The organism is Flavobacterium sp. GSP6, assembly GCF_003984855.1.
Taxonomy (GTDB): domain Bacteria; phylum Bacteroidota; class Bacteroidia; order Flavobacteriales; family Flavobacteriaceae; genus Flavobacterium.
On sequence record NZ_RYDO01000003.1, the window covers coordinates 122,706 to 140,382 of the forward strand.

Here is a 17,677-nt window from a genome sequence, read left to right on the forward strand (position 1 = left end):
ACTTGAAAACGTTCAAAGATAAAAAAATCTTAATTCAAAAGTAGTTTTTGAATTAAGATTTTAAAAATAATTAAATATTTAGATGTTTCTAAGACACTACTTCTTCAAGATTTTTATCAAATGTTCTTTTTCCGAATATAGCTTCTAAATCATCTTTAAAAATAACTTCTTTTTCGATCAAAATATTTGCGAGCTGATTCAGTTTGTCTTTGTTATCCTCTAAAATCTGAATGGCTCTTTGGTATTGGCCTTCAATTAGTAATGATATTTCTTCATCAATAACTTTAGCCGTTTCTTCAGAATACGGTTTAGATAAATTATATTCGCTTTGTCCAGTTGAATCATAATAGGTAACATTTCCTATTTTTTCATTCAAACCATAAACCGTTACCATTGCACGAGCTTGTTTGGTTACTTTTTCTAAATCACTTAGCGCTCCTGTCGAAATTCTATTGAAAGTTACTTTTTCAGCTGCTCTTCCACCCATAGTAGCGCACATTTCGTCAAGCATTTGGTCAGGACGTACAATTAAGCGTTCTTCCGGCAAATACCAAGCGGCACCTAAGCTTTGTCCTCTAGGAACAATTGTTACTTTTATTAGTGGTGCTGCATGCTCAAGCATCCAACTAACTGTAGCGTGACCTGCTTCATGAATAGCGATTGCTCTTTTTTCATCAGGTGTTACAATTTTATTTTTCTTTTCCAGACCTCCTACAATTCGATCAACTGCATCAAGGAAATCTTGTTTGTCAACTGCTGTTTTGTTATGTCTCGCTGCAATCAAAGCGGCTTCATTGCACACATTAGCAATGTCTGCGCCTGAAAATCCTGGAGTTTGTTTGGCTAAGAAGTCAGTGTCTAGTCCTTCCACTTTTTTCAATGGCTGTAGGTGTACTTTGAATATTTCTGCACGTTCGCGAATATCGGGTAAGTCAACAAAAATTTGTCTATCAAAACGTCCGGCACGCATTAAAGCTTTATCCAGTACATCTGCTCTGTTTGTAGCGGCTAGAACTATTACATTTGAATTTGTTCCAAAACCATCCATCTCTGTCAGTAATTGGTTTAATGTATTTTCACGTTCGTCATTTCCTCCGGACATGTTGCTTTTTCCTCTGGCTCTACCTACGGCATCAATTTCATCAATGAAAATGATTGCAGGAGATTTTTCTTTGGCTTGTTTGAACAAATCACGCACACGTGATGCGCCCACACCTACAAACATTTCTACAAAATCAGAACCGGATAAAGAGAAGAACGGTACTTGAGCTTCACCAGCTACGGCTTTAGCCAATAATGTTTTACCGGTGCCTGGAGGTCCTACGAGTAAAGCTCCTTTTGGTATTTTCCCTCCCAGGTTGGTGTATTTTTCAGGATTTTTCAAAAATTCAACAATTTCTTGAATCTCTTCTTTCGCTCCTTCTAAACCAGCAACATCTTTGAAAGTAGTTTTAATATCTGTTTTTTCGTCAAATAGTTTTGCTTTGGATTTTCCAATATTAAAAATTTGGCCACCACCACCACCGGCTCCACCAGACATTTTTCTCATAATAAAAATCCAAACGGCTATAATAATTATAATTGGCAATAAACTGATTAGGATATCTGACCAATTACTTTTTGCCAAGAAATTAAAATCGTTTAATTTACCTTTGGCAACTGCTTCTTCCAGCTTTTTTTGAAATATTTGATCATTACCAATGTTAAAAACGTAATGTGGTCCTTTATTAGGTCTGTCAAAAACATCTTTCGAAACTTTTTTGTGTGCTGCATCTTTCATTGCTGCCGCATTCAGAAAAACTTCAGCTTCGGTTTTGTTGTTTACAACAACTTTATCGATCTGACCTTTCTCTAAGTAGTCGTTAAACTTAGACGAGGTTAATTGTCCGGGTTCATTAAGACTGGAGCCATTAGTTATAAAACTTATAAATAAGAAAATTAATAATATTGCAGCGTAAATTAGCCAAGGGCTTACTTTAAACTTATTCGGATTTGGATTATTTTCTTTAGCCATTACTACGGATTATGTGTCTTTAGTATTTGTTTTCTATAGTTGTTATTTTAGCATCGCCCCATAAACTTTCGATGTTGTAGTACTCTCTAATATGTTTTTGAAATACATGAACCACTATATTCACATAATCCATTAATACCCATTCTGCATTATCAGTTCCCTCAACATGCCAAGGCTTGTCTTTTAATTCTTTTGAAACTGTTTTTTGGATAGAGTTGACTATTGCATTTACCTGCGTGTTTGAATTTCCATTACAGATTACAAAATAGTCGCAAACTGCAGTGTCTATTTCTCTTAAATCAAGGATAGTGATATCATTCCCTTTTACTTCTTCTATCCCTTTAATGATGTTCGCTAATAGAACGTCATTATTTATAGTCTTTTTCGCCATGAATTATTTTTAATATAAGTTTGTAAAGTTACCATTTTTTGTGATTATTTTTGAACCTTAACACAATATTAAATTATGTTTCACAAAAAAACGTATAGTAAGGTAATCAAACTCGATGCCATAGATTCTACAAACGAATTCCTTAAAGGGTTATCGAACAAACAAGAGCTCGAAAACTTTACTGTTGTTACCGCTGAGAGTCAAACAAAAGGAAAAGGACAAATGGGAGCTGTTTGGGTTTCTGAACCAAGTAAAAACTTAATAATGAGTATTTTGGTTAAGGATTTTTTAGTAGATATTTGTCAGATTTTCAGCTTAAATATTTTGGTTTCACTTGCTGTAATTGAGGTTTTAGAATCGCTTAGGATTCCTGATCTTAGTATCAAATGGCCTAACGACATTATGTCATACAATAAAAAAATAGGTGGCATTTTGATAGAGAATAGCATCAAAAGCGACGGAACAATTGTTTCTATTGTAGGTTTGGGACTCAATGTAAATCAAACTAATTTCGAAAATTTAGCAAAAGCTTCTTCTTTGGCCGTGATTTGTGCAACTGAATTTGATAAAGAAGCACTTCTTTCTTCTATTGTTACATCCTTAGAAAAAAATAGAGCATTATGGAATCAGCAATCCAGTACTTCTTGGAACAAATACACAAACACATTATACAAAAAAGGTATTCCCATGGCCTTTTCAGCTCATAATAACGGTAACTTTATGGGAATTATTCAGGGCGTTTCGGTATCTGGGAAACTTCTGGTTCTTCTGGAAGATGATCGTGTCGTTGAATTTGACATCAAAGAAATTCAAATGTTGTATTAAATGTGAAAATTCATAAAATAAAATTTACTCCTAAATAGGGTTTGCTGAAAAACTCAGAGACCTGTTTATTCTAGATTTTCATAAAAGATATAGTTATGATTTTCGTTTAAATCACACCTGTTTTGGTTTTGGTCAATTTCTAGCATTACCCTTTTTGATAAACTCTCGAATATCATAACTATCAGACTGGGGTATCACTCCTGCTAATTTGACTAGGTTGAGCACTAAAAATATGCTGTTAATCCATTAAATGACTTCCTCTATTGGGATTTTCATCATTGCTTGCTGAATCCGAATCGTCTTTTGGTTCACTCTTTTTCTGTTCCTGTTTAGTTTTTATAGCAATAATTTTCTCCGTGATTGGATTGATAACATCCAAATTTAAATGCTTTCGGAATGTTACAAATAAAGAAGCATCAAATGGAGGTACTTAGTTTCTCAAATATTGCTATATCCAATTGAAGTGTAAATTAATGTGTGTTTCTCAGCAGACCCTAAAGATTCATACTTTTTCACTTATGATACAACTGCGGAGTGATAACTTCTAATTCTTTGATCTGGATGTTGTCTCTCACAACTCAACTAAAAGATTTCTCATAAAAAAAGCTCGGTTATAAATTTTACGTACTTGTTACATAAGTTAAGATAAAGGTTCTAATGTTATCCAATTGTATGAATAAAGTTAGCAAATCCACAATTAAACTTTAATTAAAATATTTTTTTGTTTTTATCTGTTGAGATAGAAACAAAATTACAATCAAAAAATAAAACACAAGACACTTTAAAGCTATATAGATGAATATTTTAAGACCTTAATAAATTTTAACACACACTACCGAAAGACTCATAAATCAATTATTTAACAGTATATTTTTTTGTTAATAAATGAATATATTTTGTTAAAAGTATCATAACATACGCCATACATCTTACGAGTAAGTTTGCCCTCAAAAATCAAACTTCACAAAAAATGAAAATCTTAGGAAAAAAATTATTGTTTTTTTTATTTGTTTTTTCTGTTCACTTAATTAATGGACAAACAAAAACAATTACTGGAAAAATAACCGATCAGTCGGGGCTTCCATTACCAGGAGCTATTATTATGGTTAAAGAGACCAAATTGAGCTCAATATCAGATTTAGATGGAAACTATTCCATTAAAACTGAAAATGAAAAAACTTTAGTATTCTCTTTTATGGGTTTTAAAACTAAAGAAATTTTAACTTCTGAAACGTCTAAAATAGATGTGGTATTGGATGATAATTCATTGGCTTTGGGAGAAGTCGTAGTAACTGCTTTAGGTATCAGAAGAGAAAAACGAGCTCTTGGATATGCTTCTCAAGAATTAAAATCAGATGATATCAATAAAGTCAACTCCACTAATTTTGTTTCCAATTTATCAGGAAAAGTTGCCGGTGTTCAAATAACAGGTTCCGGAAATGGGATTACAAGCTCTTCCCGAGTGGTGATTCGCGGCGATAAATCGTTAAATATCAATAATAACAGTCCATTATTTGTTGTTGACGGAATACCGATAAATAACAATACGTATGGAGTTGGTGGCAGTTCAACCAATCAACGTGATTTACCAACGGATTATGGTAATGGGGCATCAGAAATAAACCAAGAAGATGTAGAAAGCGTGAATGTATTAAAAGGTGCAGCGGCATCTGCCTTGTATGGATCAAGAGCAGCAAATGGAGTTATTGTCATTACTACTAAATCAGGTAAAAAAAATAAAGGTCTTGGTGTTTCCATCTCTTCCTCTTTCATGACAAGTGAAGCGCTAAGATTACCTGAAATACAGGAGATTTACGGTGCAGGATCAAAATTAACCTATGATCCAGGAGCAGATACTAATTTAGGTCCTAGATTAGATTCCGGATTGTCTATTTTACAAAACGGAAGTCCAGGTTATTCTGTTGGTCAAGGAGTAGCACTTCCTTTCCAATTCAGATATGATTTAAATGACTTTTTCAGAAAAGGAAATTCAATTTCTAACTCAGTATCCATAACTGGTTCAGATGAGAAAACTAATTTTCGTTTGAGTTACGGAAAAACTACAAGTGAGGATATTGTCCCAAATTCAAATTTAAAAAGAGACAATATTAGTTTGAACTTAAACCATAAAATTTCAGATAAATGGAAAGTAATAACGATAGCTACTTATACAAAAAGCCGTAGTGACAATACTCCTGTAACTGGATATGGAAGTCAAGGGCTTATGTATAATTTATTATGGAATCATACCAATGTTGATTTAGACTGGCTTAAGGATTATTGGATTGTTAAAGACGTCAAACAAAACAGCATGTTCAGCTGGGGAGACAATCCTTTTAAAATTGCTTATGAAAACATTAATGCCTTTAAAAAAGACCGTCTATTTGGTAATATCGCTTCAACGTATGATTTCAATGAAACCCTTTCTTTAATGGTTCGAATGGGAATGGACAATTCCAATGATTTCCGCTGGTCACGAAGACCTATTGGATCTTCCAGATATTCACAAGGAATGTACCGTGAACAAAGTATCACTTTTACGGAGTACAATTCAGACGCTTTACTTACTTACGATCGTACTTTTGGAGATTTTTCAACAAAGTTTTCTGTAGGTGCAAACCGAATGAATCAATACACATCTGAAGGTAAAATTGAAGGACAAGGAATCAGTATTCCCGGAATTTACAATTTACAAAATATTAATGTAATGCCTATACAATCCAGAAATATCTATAAGAAACGTATAAATAGTACGTATGGAATGGCAAATATTGGCTATAAAAACTATCTTTATTTAGATCTAACCGCTAGAAACGACTGGTCTTCTACACTTCCGGCAAATAACAATTCTTATTTCTATCCTTCAGCATCTTTAAGTTTTATACCTACATCATTGTTTGAAATGAATAAAAACATTGATTTTTTAAAATTTAGAGCAAATGCCGCATCTGTAGGAAATGATACTGATCCGTATCGTCTAGTAAAAACGTATGAAAATGGAGCTTTAGCAGGTACATTAACAAATCCAAGAACTATTTTAAATAGTAATTTGAAACCTGAAATTGCAACATCCTATGAAGTAGGGGTCGAAGCTCAGTTTTTCAACAGAAGAATAACACTAGATGCTAGTTATTACATTACAAACTCCAAAAATCAAATTGTAGGTTTAGATGTTTCACAAGCAACCGGATCTACATCAAACGTAATCAATGCAGGAAAAATTCAGAATAAAGGAATTGAAATAGGCTTAGGGTTTACACCTGTTAGAAGTGAAAATCTAGAATGGTCAATTAATGCTAACTTTAGCCAAAACAGAGGAGTTGTAAAAGAATTAACAGAAGGAATTAGCAGTTATATAATTGCACAAGGTCCTAACGGTGGAACTGTAGAAGCTCGTGTAGGGGAAAGAATGGGAGACATGTATGGTAGAGGTTATCTTAGAAGTCCTGATGGTCAAGTTGTTTTTGATAATACTGGCTCTCCAATTTTAGACACTCAAATTAAAAAAATCGGAAACTACAATCCAGACTGGATGCTGGGTCTTTCTACTAATTTAAGGTTTAAAAATGTCACTCTTAATGCTTTATTTGATGTAAGACACGGCGGTAAAATTTATTCAATGACAAATGCGATAGGAATGGAAAGTGGCATATTAGACGTTTCATTACCAGGCAGAGAAACTGGAATTGTTGGTGATGGTGTGGTACAAAATTCAGATGGTTCGTACAGTCCAAATACAACAGTCATTAGTGCCGAAAACTGGTATTATTCAAATGCTTTTCGTCGTGATAATATTGAAGCAAATTCATTTGATGCTTCTTATGTAAAATTGAGAGAAATAAGCTTGAACTATAGATTTCCACAAAAGTTAATTAAAGCTGCAAATATGCAAAATATAAGCATTGGCTTAGTAGGAAACAACCTGGCTCTTTGGACAAAAGTGCCTAATATCGATCCGGAAACTCAATCTATAAGCGGAGGAACATTATTACCAGGATTTGAAGTTATGCAACTTCCATCTTCAAGAAGCTATGGTGTAAAACTAAATGTTTCATTCTAAAAAAAAAACAATCATGAAAAAATTTCTAATATTCGTTCTATTATTAAGTGTTTCAATTTCTTGTACTGATCAATTCGAAGAAATTAACACCAACAAAAACCAGCCAACAGCAGCCCAACCTAAAACATTATTACCAAATGTCATTTTTAATTTAGCAAATGAAAATGTATCGAATGCTTTTGACTTTGGAGATATTGTGGCTCAATATGGCGGGAACTATGAATACAATGAGCTAGACATATATAATTGGGGAGCTAGCAGCCGTTTCTGGAATATGTATAAATGGCTTAACGACATCAATGATATTAAAAAACAAGCCATTGTATTGAACAATAAAAATTATGAGGCCGTATCTTTAATATTAGAATCCTATGTAATAAGTGTAATTACGGATACGTATGGCAATGTCCCTTATTCGGAATCATCAAAAGGAGAAGACGGAATTTTGAAACCAGTGTATGATTCTCAAGAACAGATTTATACAAAAATACTTGAAAATTTAACTACTGCTAATTCCATAATCGAAACGAGCAAATCAATAGAAGGTGATTTATTGTTTAACGGATCCATGTTGAAATGGAAAAAATTCTGCAATTCACTTCATGTACGATTGTTAATGCGTGTTTCTAATAAGACAGTTGTAAATACAAAACTAAGTGAAATCATTTCGAACCCGGCAACCTATCCCTTATTTGCGTCAAACTTAGACAATGCAAATTACAAGTACACTGGTGTTTTTCCAAATATATCTCCTATGACTGATGGAATAAACCGATTGTATGGTTATAATATCGTTATGCCTTCAACCCATATCGTAAATACATTAATCACGAACAATGATCCGCGTCTGAATGAATGGATCGATCCAATTGCTGGAACCAATAATTATAAAGGGGTTCAGCCAGGTCTTGCTTTAGATCAAATTGGGGAACCAACAAAATACTCCCGTAGAGCCGAAGATTATTTTTATACAAAAACTAAAATAACTTCAATATTCATGACTTATAGTGAGTTAAATTTCTTGTTAGCCGAAGCCCGTCAACGAAATATAATTACTACCGGAACTGCCCAGGTGTATTACAACACTGCTGTAGAAGCATCATTTAATCAATGGAGTGTGACTATGCCTGCTAATTATTTAGTCACAACGGCACCTTATAGCGCCACCAATGATGTGTTGTATACACAGAAATGGCTGGCTTTATACCACACTGGTGTAGAAGCTTGGATAGATTGGAAAAGAACTGGAAAACCAAGCTTTATTCAAGCTGGTCCTGGAGCTAAAAATGGGGGTAAAATACCTAGAAGAATAATGTATCCAAGTATAGAGCAATCCGTAAATGCCGAAAATAATAGTGCTGCAGTGAAAGCAATCGGAGGAGACAACATTAACAATAAAATTTGGTGGGATAACTTTTAAGGTTTTATGACAGAACCGATTTTAAAAAAAAAACAATGACAAATTTCAATAGATTATTAATAATACTGCAATTATTTATATTAACAAACAGTATTTTTTGCAACGCTCAAAAAAATGAGAATCAAGGGACTTCACTCGATGAAAGTTTCAAAATCGCATTTGGCTCTTGTGCCCATCAGGACAAAGATCAGCCTATGCTTTTGAACACCGTGAAGCTAAATCCTGATTTATTTATTTATCTTGGGGATAATATTTATGGAGACACTCGAGACATGAATTTATTAAAAAATAAATATGAAAAATTAGCATTTAAAGCTGAGTTTCAAGAACTAAAAAAAAGCACTAAAATTTTATCGGTTTGGGACGATCATGATTTTGGAGAAAACGATAAAGGAAGACACTACCCTTTTAAAAAAGAGTCTAAAGAAATTTTTATGAACTTTTGGGAAGTTCCTCAAAACTCTGAAAGAAGAAACCATGAAGGTATTTATGGTTCCGAATATGTAAAACTAGGTGATAAAACACTTCAGATAATAATGCTGGACACAAGAACTTTTAGAGATAATTTATTAAAAAATGAGCCTAAAAATTCAGTTTATAAAAATGACTATATTCCATATAGTAAAAAAGACAGTACGATTCTTGGAGACAAGCAATGGAAATGGCTAGAAAATGAATTGTCGAAAAAAGCAAATATCCGAATCATTGCTTCAAGTTTGCAATTTGGACATGAGTACAACGGGTATGAATCTTGGACAAATATGCCTCATGAACAAACAAAATTCGTTGATTTAATAGACAAAACCAAGGCTAACGGAGTTGTATTCATTTCGGGAGATGTTCACTGGGGTGAGATTTCAAAAATGAATACAAAAAACACGTATCCATTGTATGATGTTACCTCAAGCGGGATAACCCAAACATGGACTAGTACTGAATCAAATAAAAACAGAATTGGCGATGTTATTATCCAAAATAACATTGGCTTAATAGAAATTTTTTACAAAAATAAAGTGCCATTGATAAAGCTAAACCTATTTGACAAAAATGGTATTGTGAGTAATCATAATTTTTTTCTATCAGAAATTTCATTCAATTAACGGGAATTATCTCTTTATGAGTAATTGATCAAAACATATTTAGATTATTATAATAAAAGTAATTTATCTCAAAATTACAATAGCTAATGACAAAGCGTTTAAAAAACCTAATCATTAGCTATTTTTTTTGGTAACTATTCAGCCTATTCTAAAAAAAAAATAGTTATTAACAATTTTAACTTTCTGTTTTTAGAAAAACAACTTTATTTTAAACAATTGTTTTTTAGTACATAACAAAAACATTTATTATAGAACAATCTGATTAGCTTTTTGTCATGTACTTAAAATATTATTATATTGTTACTACTTAAACAGTTTTTACAATTTATTCATATTGGCTGCTAAAGTTTCTATAAATTTTCCAATTGGTCCTTTTATCATCATGGCCATCATAGGGTTAAATTCTCCTTCAAAATCAAGTTTTACAGCACTGGATTGCTCTGTTATAGCCTCAATATTTGCTATAAGAGTAAATGGAAGTTTGTCACTTGCAGCTCCCAAAACAATTTTTACAGGCGCTACTTTTTCTTTCATTTTAAGTTTGATTTCGGGCATGCCTTTTAATCCAAAAATAAATGCATCATCACCAATAACCTCAAATTTAGCAATGTTTTCAGGCATTAGTTTTTCAAAATTTTTTACATCGCTTAATAAACCAAATAATTCTTGAGCGGATTTGGGTACAGTAACTTTTGGACTTTCTAAGTTCATGTTTTGTAGGATTTTGTTTTTATTTTTTTAAACTTAAATGTTCCAGGTAGACGGATTTACATTCCATTCTCTTAAAGTTTGTTCTTCTTCTTCAGTAATGTATCTTTTGGCTACAGCCAAATTTAATAAATTTTGATAATTGCTTAAAGTGTATAAATCCACATGTGCGCTCTTGAAATTAGTTTCAGCTACATCAAAACCATACGTAAATATCGCGGCCATGCCCTTGACATTGGCTCCTGCTTCGCGCAACGCTTCCACAGCAAGTAAACTACTGTTTCCGGTACTGATCAAATCTTCCACCACTATTACATTTTGCCCTTTTTGTAAAAAACCTTCGACTTGATTTAGTCTCCCGTGTTTTTTAGGTTCCGGACGCACATATACAAACGGGACTCCTAAACTTTCAGCAACCAGCATACCAATTCCTATTGCTCCAGTGGCTACACCGGCAATAACATCTGGTTTACCAAATTGTTTCTGAATATTCTTAGAAAATTCATCCCGGACATAATTTCGTACCGCTGGAAATGAGAGTATTAATCGGTTGTCACAATAAATAGGCGATTTCCATCCAGAAGCCCATGTAAAAGGATTTCTTGGATTCAATTTAATTGCATTTATTTGCAAAAGAAATTCGGCTGTTTTTTCGGCTGTATCTTTATTAAAAATCATAGTACAAATGTATAAAGTTTTTGTTAACGACAAACCACTTTTTTTAACAAATCATATCTCCAAGGAGACCGATTTTCAATTATTTTTGCTAGAAAGCATTGATATAGAGCAACTTATAGTAAAAATCTTTCAAAATAAAATTAATAAAGCCTATTTATACCATCCGGATGAAAGCTTGATTATGAAGACTTTGAAAGCAAAAATCCCGGTTACTAAAGCAGGAGGTGGCTTGGTGTACAATAAAAAAGGAGAAGTCTTATTCATTTTTAGAAACGGAAAATGGGATTTACCCAAAGGAGGAATCGAAAAAGGAGAGGAAATTGGGGATACTGCTATGCGAGAAGTAGAGGAGGAAACCGGAGTAAATGGCTTGACAATTTCCCATAAACTTCAAAAAACGTATCATGTTTTTAGACGTAACGGCAAGTACAAACTAAAAATTACACATTGGTTCGAAATGCAATCTGATTTTGAAGGAACACCTCATGGACAATTAGAAGAAGGAATTGATAAAGTAGCCTGGATGAATCCGGAGCAAATTAAGGAAGCTTTGAAAAATTCCTATGAAAATATAAAATTATTATTTGAAGAAGAAAAGCACTTGAGATAGTACTTCATTTTGTCAAAAGATAAGCTGATTGAACAGTTTTGAACTGATTTTTAAATTGGCATAGTAAGTTAAACACTAATTTCACTAATTTCCACGAATTAATCTGTGGGAATTCGTGAAATTTGTGTGTAATAAACATTTTAACGAGCGTTTTTTTATTTTAAAACACGATACACAGGATAGCGTAAATGTGCCTTTTCATAATAAACGGAATGTTTGTAGATCCAGTCCAGTTGCGCTTCCGGATTATTGATAAAGGTAACGTCACTTTGTTTTTTTAAATCAAATTCGGATTTTAATTTTGGATTATCTTTCAAAATTTGTGTTGCAGAATCTTCAAAAACATAATCGGAATACCCTTCTTTTTGTTGTAGCATCGTGTCGAAAAAATTCCAATTGAAAAAAGAATCGACGGCCTCTGGTTCCAATGTTTCCAATAGGTATTTGATTCCCTTTTGTTGTGTAGGAATAACGTAATCCCCTTTGGCGAAAGCCACTTTCTCCATTTTAGCGGTTACCGAAGTGTTTCGGTGTAAATAATGACCTTCGTATGCGGAACTTGCCGTTTTGAAATCCGCAATCCTGTAGCTTTCAACTTCAATTATTGTGTCCTTTTTTAATTGGCGATAGGAGATCGTATTGCTCTTTAATAATTCAATTACAGGCCAAAATCCTCTCGGAATTATATACGCTTCTGGTATTATTATCTCTTTTACCGATTTAAATTCCTTATTGTACGGAATATCTTTTTTGTACGGTTTTGTTTGGTCATAAAACAAACGGTTTCCGGAGGTGACGTCGCTTTTTTTGTAACTGGCTTCATAGCCTAAAAACGAAAAAGGAATCGTTTTTGTACTGTCAATTTCCCATTTTATCGTGTACGATTGTTGTGGTTTATACTGCTCTTCATTTTTTAATCGCAGTTGTTTGATTTTTTTGTAATTAGCATCTGTAAAATCAATTGCGGAACGCATGTATTCGTAAGTTACTTTCACCCGATCCACATAATTTTTTAGCATGTGCGTTTCTACCACAAACCCAATGGTGTTGAACAATGAAGTATAACCGGTTGCAAATCGTGGACTCTCAAAAAACTGACCAAAACCTTTGTCTGGTGTGTCCTGAAAAGCATTGACATAAGGCGTAGTTTCGATATTCTTTTTTTGTAAATCTTCGACCAAAGCAGGCATCATTTCAGTATTTAAAAAATTCCCTAAAATAGTTCCTAGTTTATTATGTTGGGTCATAATATACGTCAGTTTGTATTGGTAATCCGCGCCATTGCTGACGTGATTGTCAATAAAAACATCTGCATTTACTTTATGGAATATTTCTACAAAGCTTTTTGTGTTACGGGTGTCTGATTTGATAAAATCTCGATTCAAATCGTAGTTTCTGGCATTGCCACGAAAGCCATAGATTTCAGGTCCGTCCTGATTGGCTCTTGAAGTGGAGTTTCTGTTTAAAGCGCCGCCAATATTGTACACCGGAATACAAACGACAATGGTGTTTTTTGGCGCTTTTATTTTACCTAAAGCTAAATCTCTAAACAGTTGCATGGAAGCGTCAATTCCGTCAGGTTCCCCTGCGTGAATGCCGTTATTGAGCAGAATTACCGCTTTGTTTTTTTGGATGGTTCCAAAGTCAAATTGCTGTTCCGGATTAAAAATAACCATGTGCAAAGGCTCACCACTATCCGTTAAACCCATTTTTTGAATTTCGATAGTAGGGAAATCATCCGCCAGAAGTTTGAAGTACGCAATTGTTTCTTGGTAAGATGCCGATTGATTTCCATTACCTTTTTCGAAAAAAGTATCGTATTTATTGTTTTTTTGTGCAAAAGCACTGATGGAGAATAGTAAAAAAAGGAATGTGAAAAGTCTCATTTTTCGGTTTTTTAAATGGAATATCAAATGTAGCTTTTTTTAGACAGCTGTAGATATGAATGTAAGAAAAGGAAATACCCGATTGAAAAAGAATGAAAATACAAAATTCATAACTGAGAATTAAAAATTACCTTTGTCCAAATAAAAAAAATGAATAAGAAACACCATTCCAATAATATACTTTCGAATTTAGGCATCGAAAGCCTGAACAAAATGCAGGAAGTAGCACAAGATGCAATCTTGAATGATAATAATATTTTATTACTTTCGCCAACAGGTTCCGGAAAAACTTTGGCTTTTTTGTTGCCGATTTTAGAAATGTTACAACCCGAAATTCAATCGGTTCAATGTTTAATTTTGGTTCCTTCACGCGAATTAGGATTGCAGATTGAGCAGGTTTGGAAAAAAATGGGAACCGATTATAAAGTAAATGTGTGCTATGGCGGACACTCCATCGATACCGAAATCAAAAATTTAAGCAATCCTCCAGCAGTTTTAATAGGAACTCCGGGAAGAATCGCGGATCATATCGACAGAGGCACTTTCCGTGTGGATAAAATTCAAACCTTGATTTTGGATGAGTTTGATAAATCGTTGCAATTGGGTTTCCATGAACAAATGTCTTTTATAATTGGAAAATTAACGAAACTCAATAAACGCGTTTTGGTTTCGGCCACTTCCGATATTGAAATTCCACGATATACAAGAGTCGTAAACCCGACTATTTTGGACTTTATTCCAGAAAACGTGGCCGAAACGAATCTTTCGATGAAAATGGTCGTTTCGAAAGAAAAAGATAAAATAGGAAGTTTATTCAACTTGATTTGTTCGTTGAAATCACAATCGGCAATTGTTTTTTGTAATCATCGTGATGCTGCAGAGCGCATCAGCGATACGTTGAACGAAAAAGGAATTTATGCCACGTATTATCATGGCGGAATGGATCAGGACGAAAGAGAACGCGCCTTAATCCAGTTTAGAAACGGAAGTGTAAGTTATCTAATCACAACTGACTTGGCTGCTCGTGGACTCGATATCCCTGAAATGAATCATGTTATTCATTATCATTTGCCATCTAAAGAAGACGAATTTACCCATAGAAACGGACGTACAGCACGTATGCTAGCTTCTGGTACGGCGTATATTATTGCTCATGAAAGTGAGAAAAAAATGGATTACATCGATTACGGAATGGAAGCTTTGAAAGTGGAGAATTCCACTTCATTGCCAAAACCACCTGAATTTCAAACGATTTACATCAGTGGTGGAAAGAAAAATAAATTGAATAAAATTGATATCGTAGGTTTCTTTTCCCAAAAAGGGAAATTAGAAAAAGACGATTTAGGATTAATTGAAGTGAAAGATTTTATCTCATTTGCAGCGGTGAAATTCAATAAAGTGAAAGATTTACTTCACGCCATCAAAGACGAAAAAATGAAAGGCAAGAAATTCAAAATCGAAGTCGCTCGAAAAGTGATTAAGAAAGAAGAGGAGTAGTTTTTTAGTGTTCAGTTTTGAAAAGTGTTCAGTGTTCAGTCCTGAAGCTTCTGGGTTAGTTATCCGTAAAATAATTGACAATAAAAAAATCGTTAAAGGTAAATTAAATTTACTGTTAACGATTTTTTGCTTTAATGAAGTCTCTGATTACACTTATTTCTGACCACTGAATTTTTTTATCAACTCAGGTACTGATCATTAAAAACTGTCAACTGACCATTATATTTTCTTAACGTATTGTGTAATAATGACAATAGTCTGGCCGTCTACTTTACCCTCAATATATTCGGCATTTTCATGATCCAGTCTGATGTTACGCACTGCAGTTCCTTGTTTAGCTACCATGCTTGAACCTTTTACTTTCAAATCTTTGATTAAAACTACTGAATCTCCAATTTCAAGAATCACGCCGTTGCTGTCACGGTGAATGACTTTGTTCTCCTCTTCTTCGCCTTCACCTGTTGCTTGTGCCCAAGCCAAAGTATCTTCGTCTAAATACATTTGGTCTAATAATTCTTGAGGCCATCCAGAACCACGCAAACGGCTTAACATTCTCCACGCGACAACTTGTACGGCAGTATGTTCACTCCACATGCTATCATTTAGACATCTCCAATGATTTAAATCTACGGTATCCGGATTTTCAATTTGGTCAATACAGGTGCTACAAGCCATGATGTTTTCCTCAATCCCTCCTTTTTTGGTAGGCAATACCTGGTACACTTTCAGGTTCTCAGTTGCGCCACAAAGTTCACATTTTGACCCGCTGCGTTTGCTTAATTCTCTTTCTATACTCATGTTTAACGGCTTTTATTTTTGGCAAAATTACGGATTATTGCCTCGTTTTACAAGTTATATTAGGACTGTTTATTTGTCAAGTCGAGCGCAGTCGAGACCTATCCATTAGTATCGACTGCGCTCGACTTGACAAAATCGCTTTAAAATTATTTTACTCGGACTGCATCGGGAACCAGCATTTCATATTGCCCGTTGTTGCGAATTACATCTCGTACAATACTGGAGCTGATGTACGACGTTTTTGCAGCGGTCAATAAAAACACAGTTTCAATTTTTGATAACCGACGATTCGTGTGCGCAATTGCTTTTTCAAATTCGAAATCAGCAGGATTGCGCAAACCGCGAAGGATAAAATTAGCGTTTATTTTGTGGCACAGATCAATCGTCAAACCTTCATAGGTAATCACGGAAACTTTTGGTTCGTTTTTGAAGGTTTCCTCAATGAATTGTTTTCTTTCTTCGAGGGAAAACATATATTTTTTTTCGGCATTGATACCAATGGCAATAACGATTTCATCAAATAAGGAAATGCTTCTTTTGATGATGTCTTCATGTCCTAAAGTGATGGGGTCAAATGAACCTGGAAATATTGCTTTTCTCATTTATTTTTTCTGTTTTGTCATTCTGACAGCGGAGGAATGACATTATTTGAATGTATTCCTTTGTTTAAATGACACGTTTGTTTAGTATTTAAGAATTAAGTGATTTATTACAAAGCCAGTTCTATCGCATTTGTAAACAAATCTTCCAATGAAATTCCGGCGGCTTTGGCTTGTTGCGGAATCAAACTTTCCGTTGTTAATCCCGGAATGGTGTTCATTTCCAACATGTGTGGCTCTCCGTTTACCAATATAAATTCGCTTCGGGAAAAACCTTTCATTTTCAGGACTTCATATGCACGTTTAGCAATTTCACTCACTTTTTGAGTCATTTCATCCGAGATTCTCGCTGGAGTGATTTCCTGTGATTTACCCAAATATTTGGCTTCATAATCGAAGAAATCATTGTCTGAAACAATTTCAGTTATTGGTAATACGGTTACTTTTCCTTTATAATTGATTACTCCTACAGAAACTTCGGTGCCATCCAAGAAGCTTTCTATGATAATTTCGTTGTCTTCTTTGTAAGCAACTTCTATTGCAATGGGCAATTCGGCAGCAGTTTTTACTTTGGAAATACCAAAACTAGAACCGGCTTTGTTGGGTTTTACAAAACAGGGCAAACCTACTTTAGCTACAATTTCGTCCGTATTGATACGGTCACCTTTGTTTAAGTAATAGGAAGTGGCTGTTTTTATGCCGTATGGTTTTAAAACTGATAATAAATCGCGTTTGTTGAACGTTAATGCTGCTTGGTAATAATCGCAGGAAGTTTGCGGAATATGCAATAATTCAAAATAGGCCTGCATTAATCCGTCTTCGCCTGGTGTTCCATGGATGGCGTTGAACACACAGTCAAAAGTGATTTTATTACCATCAACAGTTACTGAAAAATCATTTTTATCGATAGTGAATTCGGCATCATCAGCATCAACATAAACCCATTTTTCTTTGAAAATATGGATTCGGAATCCGTTGTATTTTGTTTTGTCTAGAAATTGATATACGACGTTTCCGCTGATAAGAGAGATTTTATACTCGCTGGAATATCCGCCCATGATGATGGCAATGTTTTTCATTATATACGTTTA

15 protein-coding genes are annotated in these 17,677 nt (G+C 34.1%); 6 read left to right on the forward strand and 9 right to left on the reverse strand.

Annotated elements, in window-relative coordinates:
• Positions 1-88: 88 nt before the first annotated feature.
• Together ftsH and rsfS are read right to left on the reverse strand one after the other, a co-directional pair.
• Positions 89-2,014, reverse strand: coding sequence for an ATP-dependent zinc metalloprotease FtsH (gene ftsH / locus EKM03_RS04470; protein ID WP_126455818.1), 1,926 nt, complete (start codon positions 2,012-2,014; stop codon positions 89-91).
• A gap of 19 nt (positions 2,015-2,033) precedes the next feature.
• On the reverse strand, positions 2,034-2,405 hold the full coding sequence (rsfS, locus tag EKM03_RS04475) for a ribosome silencing factor (protein WP_126455820.1): 372 nt from the start codon (positions 2,403-2,405) through the stop codon (positions 2,034-2,036).
• A 75-nt stretch (positions 2,406-2,480) separates the two neighbouring features.
• Here rsfS and EKM03_RS04480 point away from each other — a divergent pair, with 75 nt between their 5' ends.
• Complete coding sequence (locus tag EKM03_RS04480; RefSeq protein WP_126739936.1) at positions 2,481-3,230, forward strand: biotin--[acetyl-CoA-carboxylase] ligase; 750 nt, start codon at positions 2,481-2,483, stop codon at positions 3,228-3,230.
• Between the two features lie 238 nt (positions 3,231-3,468).
• On the opposite strand, the gene EKM03_RS14955 is transcribed toward EKM03_RS04480, so the two are convergent.
• Positions 3,469-3,609: a hypothetical protein gene (locus tag EKM03_RS14955; RefSeq protein WP_156063267.1), complete on the reverse strand. Its 141-nt coding sequence runs from the start codon at positions 3,607-3,609 to the stop codon at positions 3,469-3,471.
• 591 nt (positions 3,610-4,200) lie between these two features.
• Between EKM03_RS14955 and EKM03_RS04485 the strand changes: the two genes are divergently transcribed.
• From EKM03_RS04485 to EKM03_RS04495, 3 genes are read left to right on the forward strand one after another with little or no spacing between them, the layout of a single operon-like run.
• Entirely contained in the window at positions 4,201-7,290 is a 3,090-nt protein-coding gene (locus tag EKM03_RS04485) for a SusC/RagA family TonB-linked outer membrane protein (RefSeq protein WP_126739937.1), read from the forward strand.
• Positions 7,291-7,303: 13 nt separating this feature from the next.
• Entirely contained in the window at positions 7,304-8,710 is a 1,407-nt protein-coding gene (locus EKM03_RS04490) for a SusD/RagB family nutrient-binding outer membrane lipoprotein (RefSeq protein ID WP_158616365.1), read from the forward strand.
• A 35-nt stretch (positions 8,711-8,745) separates the two neighbouring features.
• Entirely contained in the window at positions 8,746-9,810 is a 1,065-nt protein-coding gene (locus tag EKM03_RS04495) for an alkaline phosphatase D family protein (RefSeq protein ID WP_126739939.1), read from the forward strand.
• Positions 9,811-10,128: 318 nt separating this feature from the next.
• Here the strand turns inward: EKM03_RS04495 and EKM03_RS04500 are convergent, their stop codons facing one another.
• Both EKM03_RS04500 and pyrE read right to left on the reverse strand, forming a co-directional pair.
• Positions 10,129-10,521, reverse strand: a complete 393-nt coding sequence (locus tag EKM03_RS04500; protein WP_126460566.1) for an SRPBCC family protein — start codon at positions 10,519-10,521, stop codon at positions 10,129-10,131.
• A gap of 33 nt (positions 10,522-10,554) precedes the next feature.
• On the reverse strand, positions 10,555-11,196 hold the full coding sequence (pyrE, locus tag EKM03_RS04505; RefSeq protein WP_126460569.1) for an orotate phosphoribosyltransferase: 642 nt from the start codon (positions 11,194-11,196) through the stop codon (positions 10,555-10,557).
• Positions 11,197-11,203: 7 nt separating this feature from the next.
• Here pyrE and EKM03_RS04510 point away from each other — a divergent pair, with 7 nt between their 5' ends.
• Complete coding sequence (locus EKM03_RS04510; protein WP_126460572.1) at positions 11,204-11,806, forward strand: NUDIX hydrolase; 603 nt, start codon at positions 11,204-11,206, stop codon at positions 11,804-11,806.
• Between the two features lie 155 nt (positions 11,807-11,961).
• On the opposite strand, the gene EKM03_RS04515 is transcribed toward EKM03_RS04510, so the two are convergent.
• Positions 11,962-13,692 carry a M14 family metallopeptidase gene (locus EKM03_RS04515; protein ID WP_126739940.1) on the reverse strand — a complete coding sequence of 577 codons (1,731 nt, stop codon included), beginning with the start codon at positions 13,690-13,692 and terminating at the stop codon, positions 11,962-11,964.
• 150 nt (positions 13,693-13,842) lie between these two features.
• Here EKM03_RS04515 and EKM03_RS04520 point away from each other — a divergent pair, with 150 nt between their 5' ends.
• On the forward strand, positions 13,843-15,189 hold the full coding sequence (locus tag EKM03_RS04520) for a DEAD/DEAH box helicase (RefSeq protein ID WP_126460577.1): 1,347 nt from the start codon (positions 13,843-13,845) through the stop codon (positions 15,187-15,189).
• A 219-nt stretch (positions 15,190-15,408) separates the two neighbouring features.
• On the opposite strand, the gene EKM03_RS04525 is transcribed toward EKM03_RS04520, so the two are convergent.
• The 3 genes from EKM03_RS04525 to EKM03_RS04535 form a co-directional block, all read right to left on the reverse strand.
• Entirely contained in the window at positions 15,409-15,987 is a 579-nt protein-coding gene (locus tag EKM03_RS04525) for an alkylphosphonate utilization protein (RefSeq protein ID WP_126460579.1), read from the reverse strand.
• 146 nt (positions 15,988-16,133) lie between these two features.
• Positions 16,134-16,589, reverse strand: a complete 456-nt coding sequence (gene coaD, locus EKM03_RS04530) for a pantetheine-phosphate adenylyltransferase (RefSeq protein ID WP_126554451.1) — start codon at positions 16,587-16,589, stop codon at positions 16,134-16,136.
• 107 nt (positions 16,590-16,696) lie between these two features.
• Positions 16,697-17,665 carry a D-alanine--D-alanine ligase gene (locus EKM03_RS04535; protein WP_126561717.1) on the reverse strand — a complete coding sequence of 323 codons (969 nt, stop codon included), beginning with the start codon at positions 17,663-17,665 and terminating at the stop codon, positions 16,697-16,699.
• Positions 17,666-17,677 lie beyond the last annotated feature (12 nt).

Coding starts and splice junctions, on each gene's coding strand:
- ftsH (WP_126455818.1), bottom strand. CDS start 2,014: ATGGCTAAAGAAAATAATCCAAATCCGAATAAGTTTAAAGTAAGCCCT.
- rsfS (WP_126455820.1), bottom strand. CDS start 2,405: ATGGCGAAAAAGACTATAAATAATGACGTTCTATTAGCGAACATCATT.
- EKM03_RS04480 (WP_126739936.1), top strand. CDS start 2,481: ATGTTTCACAAAAAAACGTATAGTAAGGTAATCAAACTCGATGCCATA.
- EKM03_RS04485 (WP_126739937.1), top strand. CDS start 4,201: ATGAAAATCTTAGGAAAAAAATTATTGTTTTTTTTATTTGTTTTTTCT.
- EKM03_RS04490 (WP_158616365.1), top strand. CDS start 7,304: ATGAAAAAATTTCTAATATTCGTTCTATTATTAAGTGTTTCAATTTCT.
- EKM03_RS04495 (WP_126739939.1), top strand. CDS start 8,746: ATGACAAATTTCAATAGATTATTAATAATACTGCAATTATTTATATTA.
- EKM03_RS04500 (WP_126460566.1), bottom strand. CDS start 10,521: ATGAACTTAGAAAGTCCAAAAGTTACTGTACCCAAATCCGCTCAAGAA.
- pyrE (WP_126460569.1), bottom strand. CDS start 11,196: ATGATTTTTAATAAAGATACAGCCGAAAAAACAGCCGAATTTCTTTTG.
- EKM03_RS04510 (WP_126460572.1), top strand. CDS start 11,204: ATGTATAAAGTTTTTGTTAACGACAAACCACTTTTTTTAACAAATCAT.
- EKM03_RS04515 (WP_126739940.1), bottom strand. CDS start 13,692: ATGAGACTTTTCACATTCCTTTTTTTACTATTCTCCATCAGTGCTTTT.
- EKM03_RS04520 (WP_126460577.1), top strand. CDS start 13,843: ATGAATAAGAAACACCATTCCAATAATATACTTTCGAATTTAGGCATC.
- EKM03_RS04525 (WP_126460579.1), bottom strand. CDS start 15,987: ATGAGTATAGAAAGAGAATTAAGCAAACGCAGCGGGTCAAAATGTGAA.
- coaD (WP_126554451.1), bottom strand. CDS start 16,589: ATGAGAAAAGCAATATTTCCAGGTTCATTTGACCCCATCACTTTAGGA.
- EKM03_RS04535 (WP_126561717.1), bottom strand. CDS start 17,665: ATGAAAAACATTGCCATCATCATGGGCGGATATTCCAGCGAGTATAAA.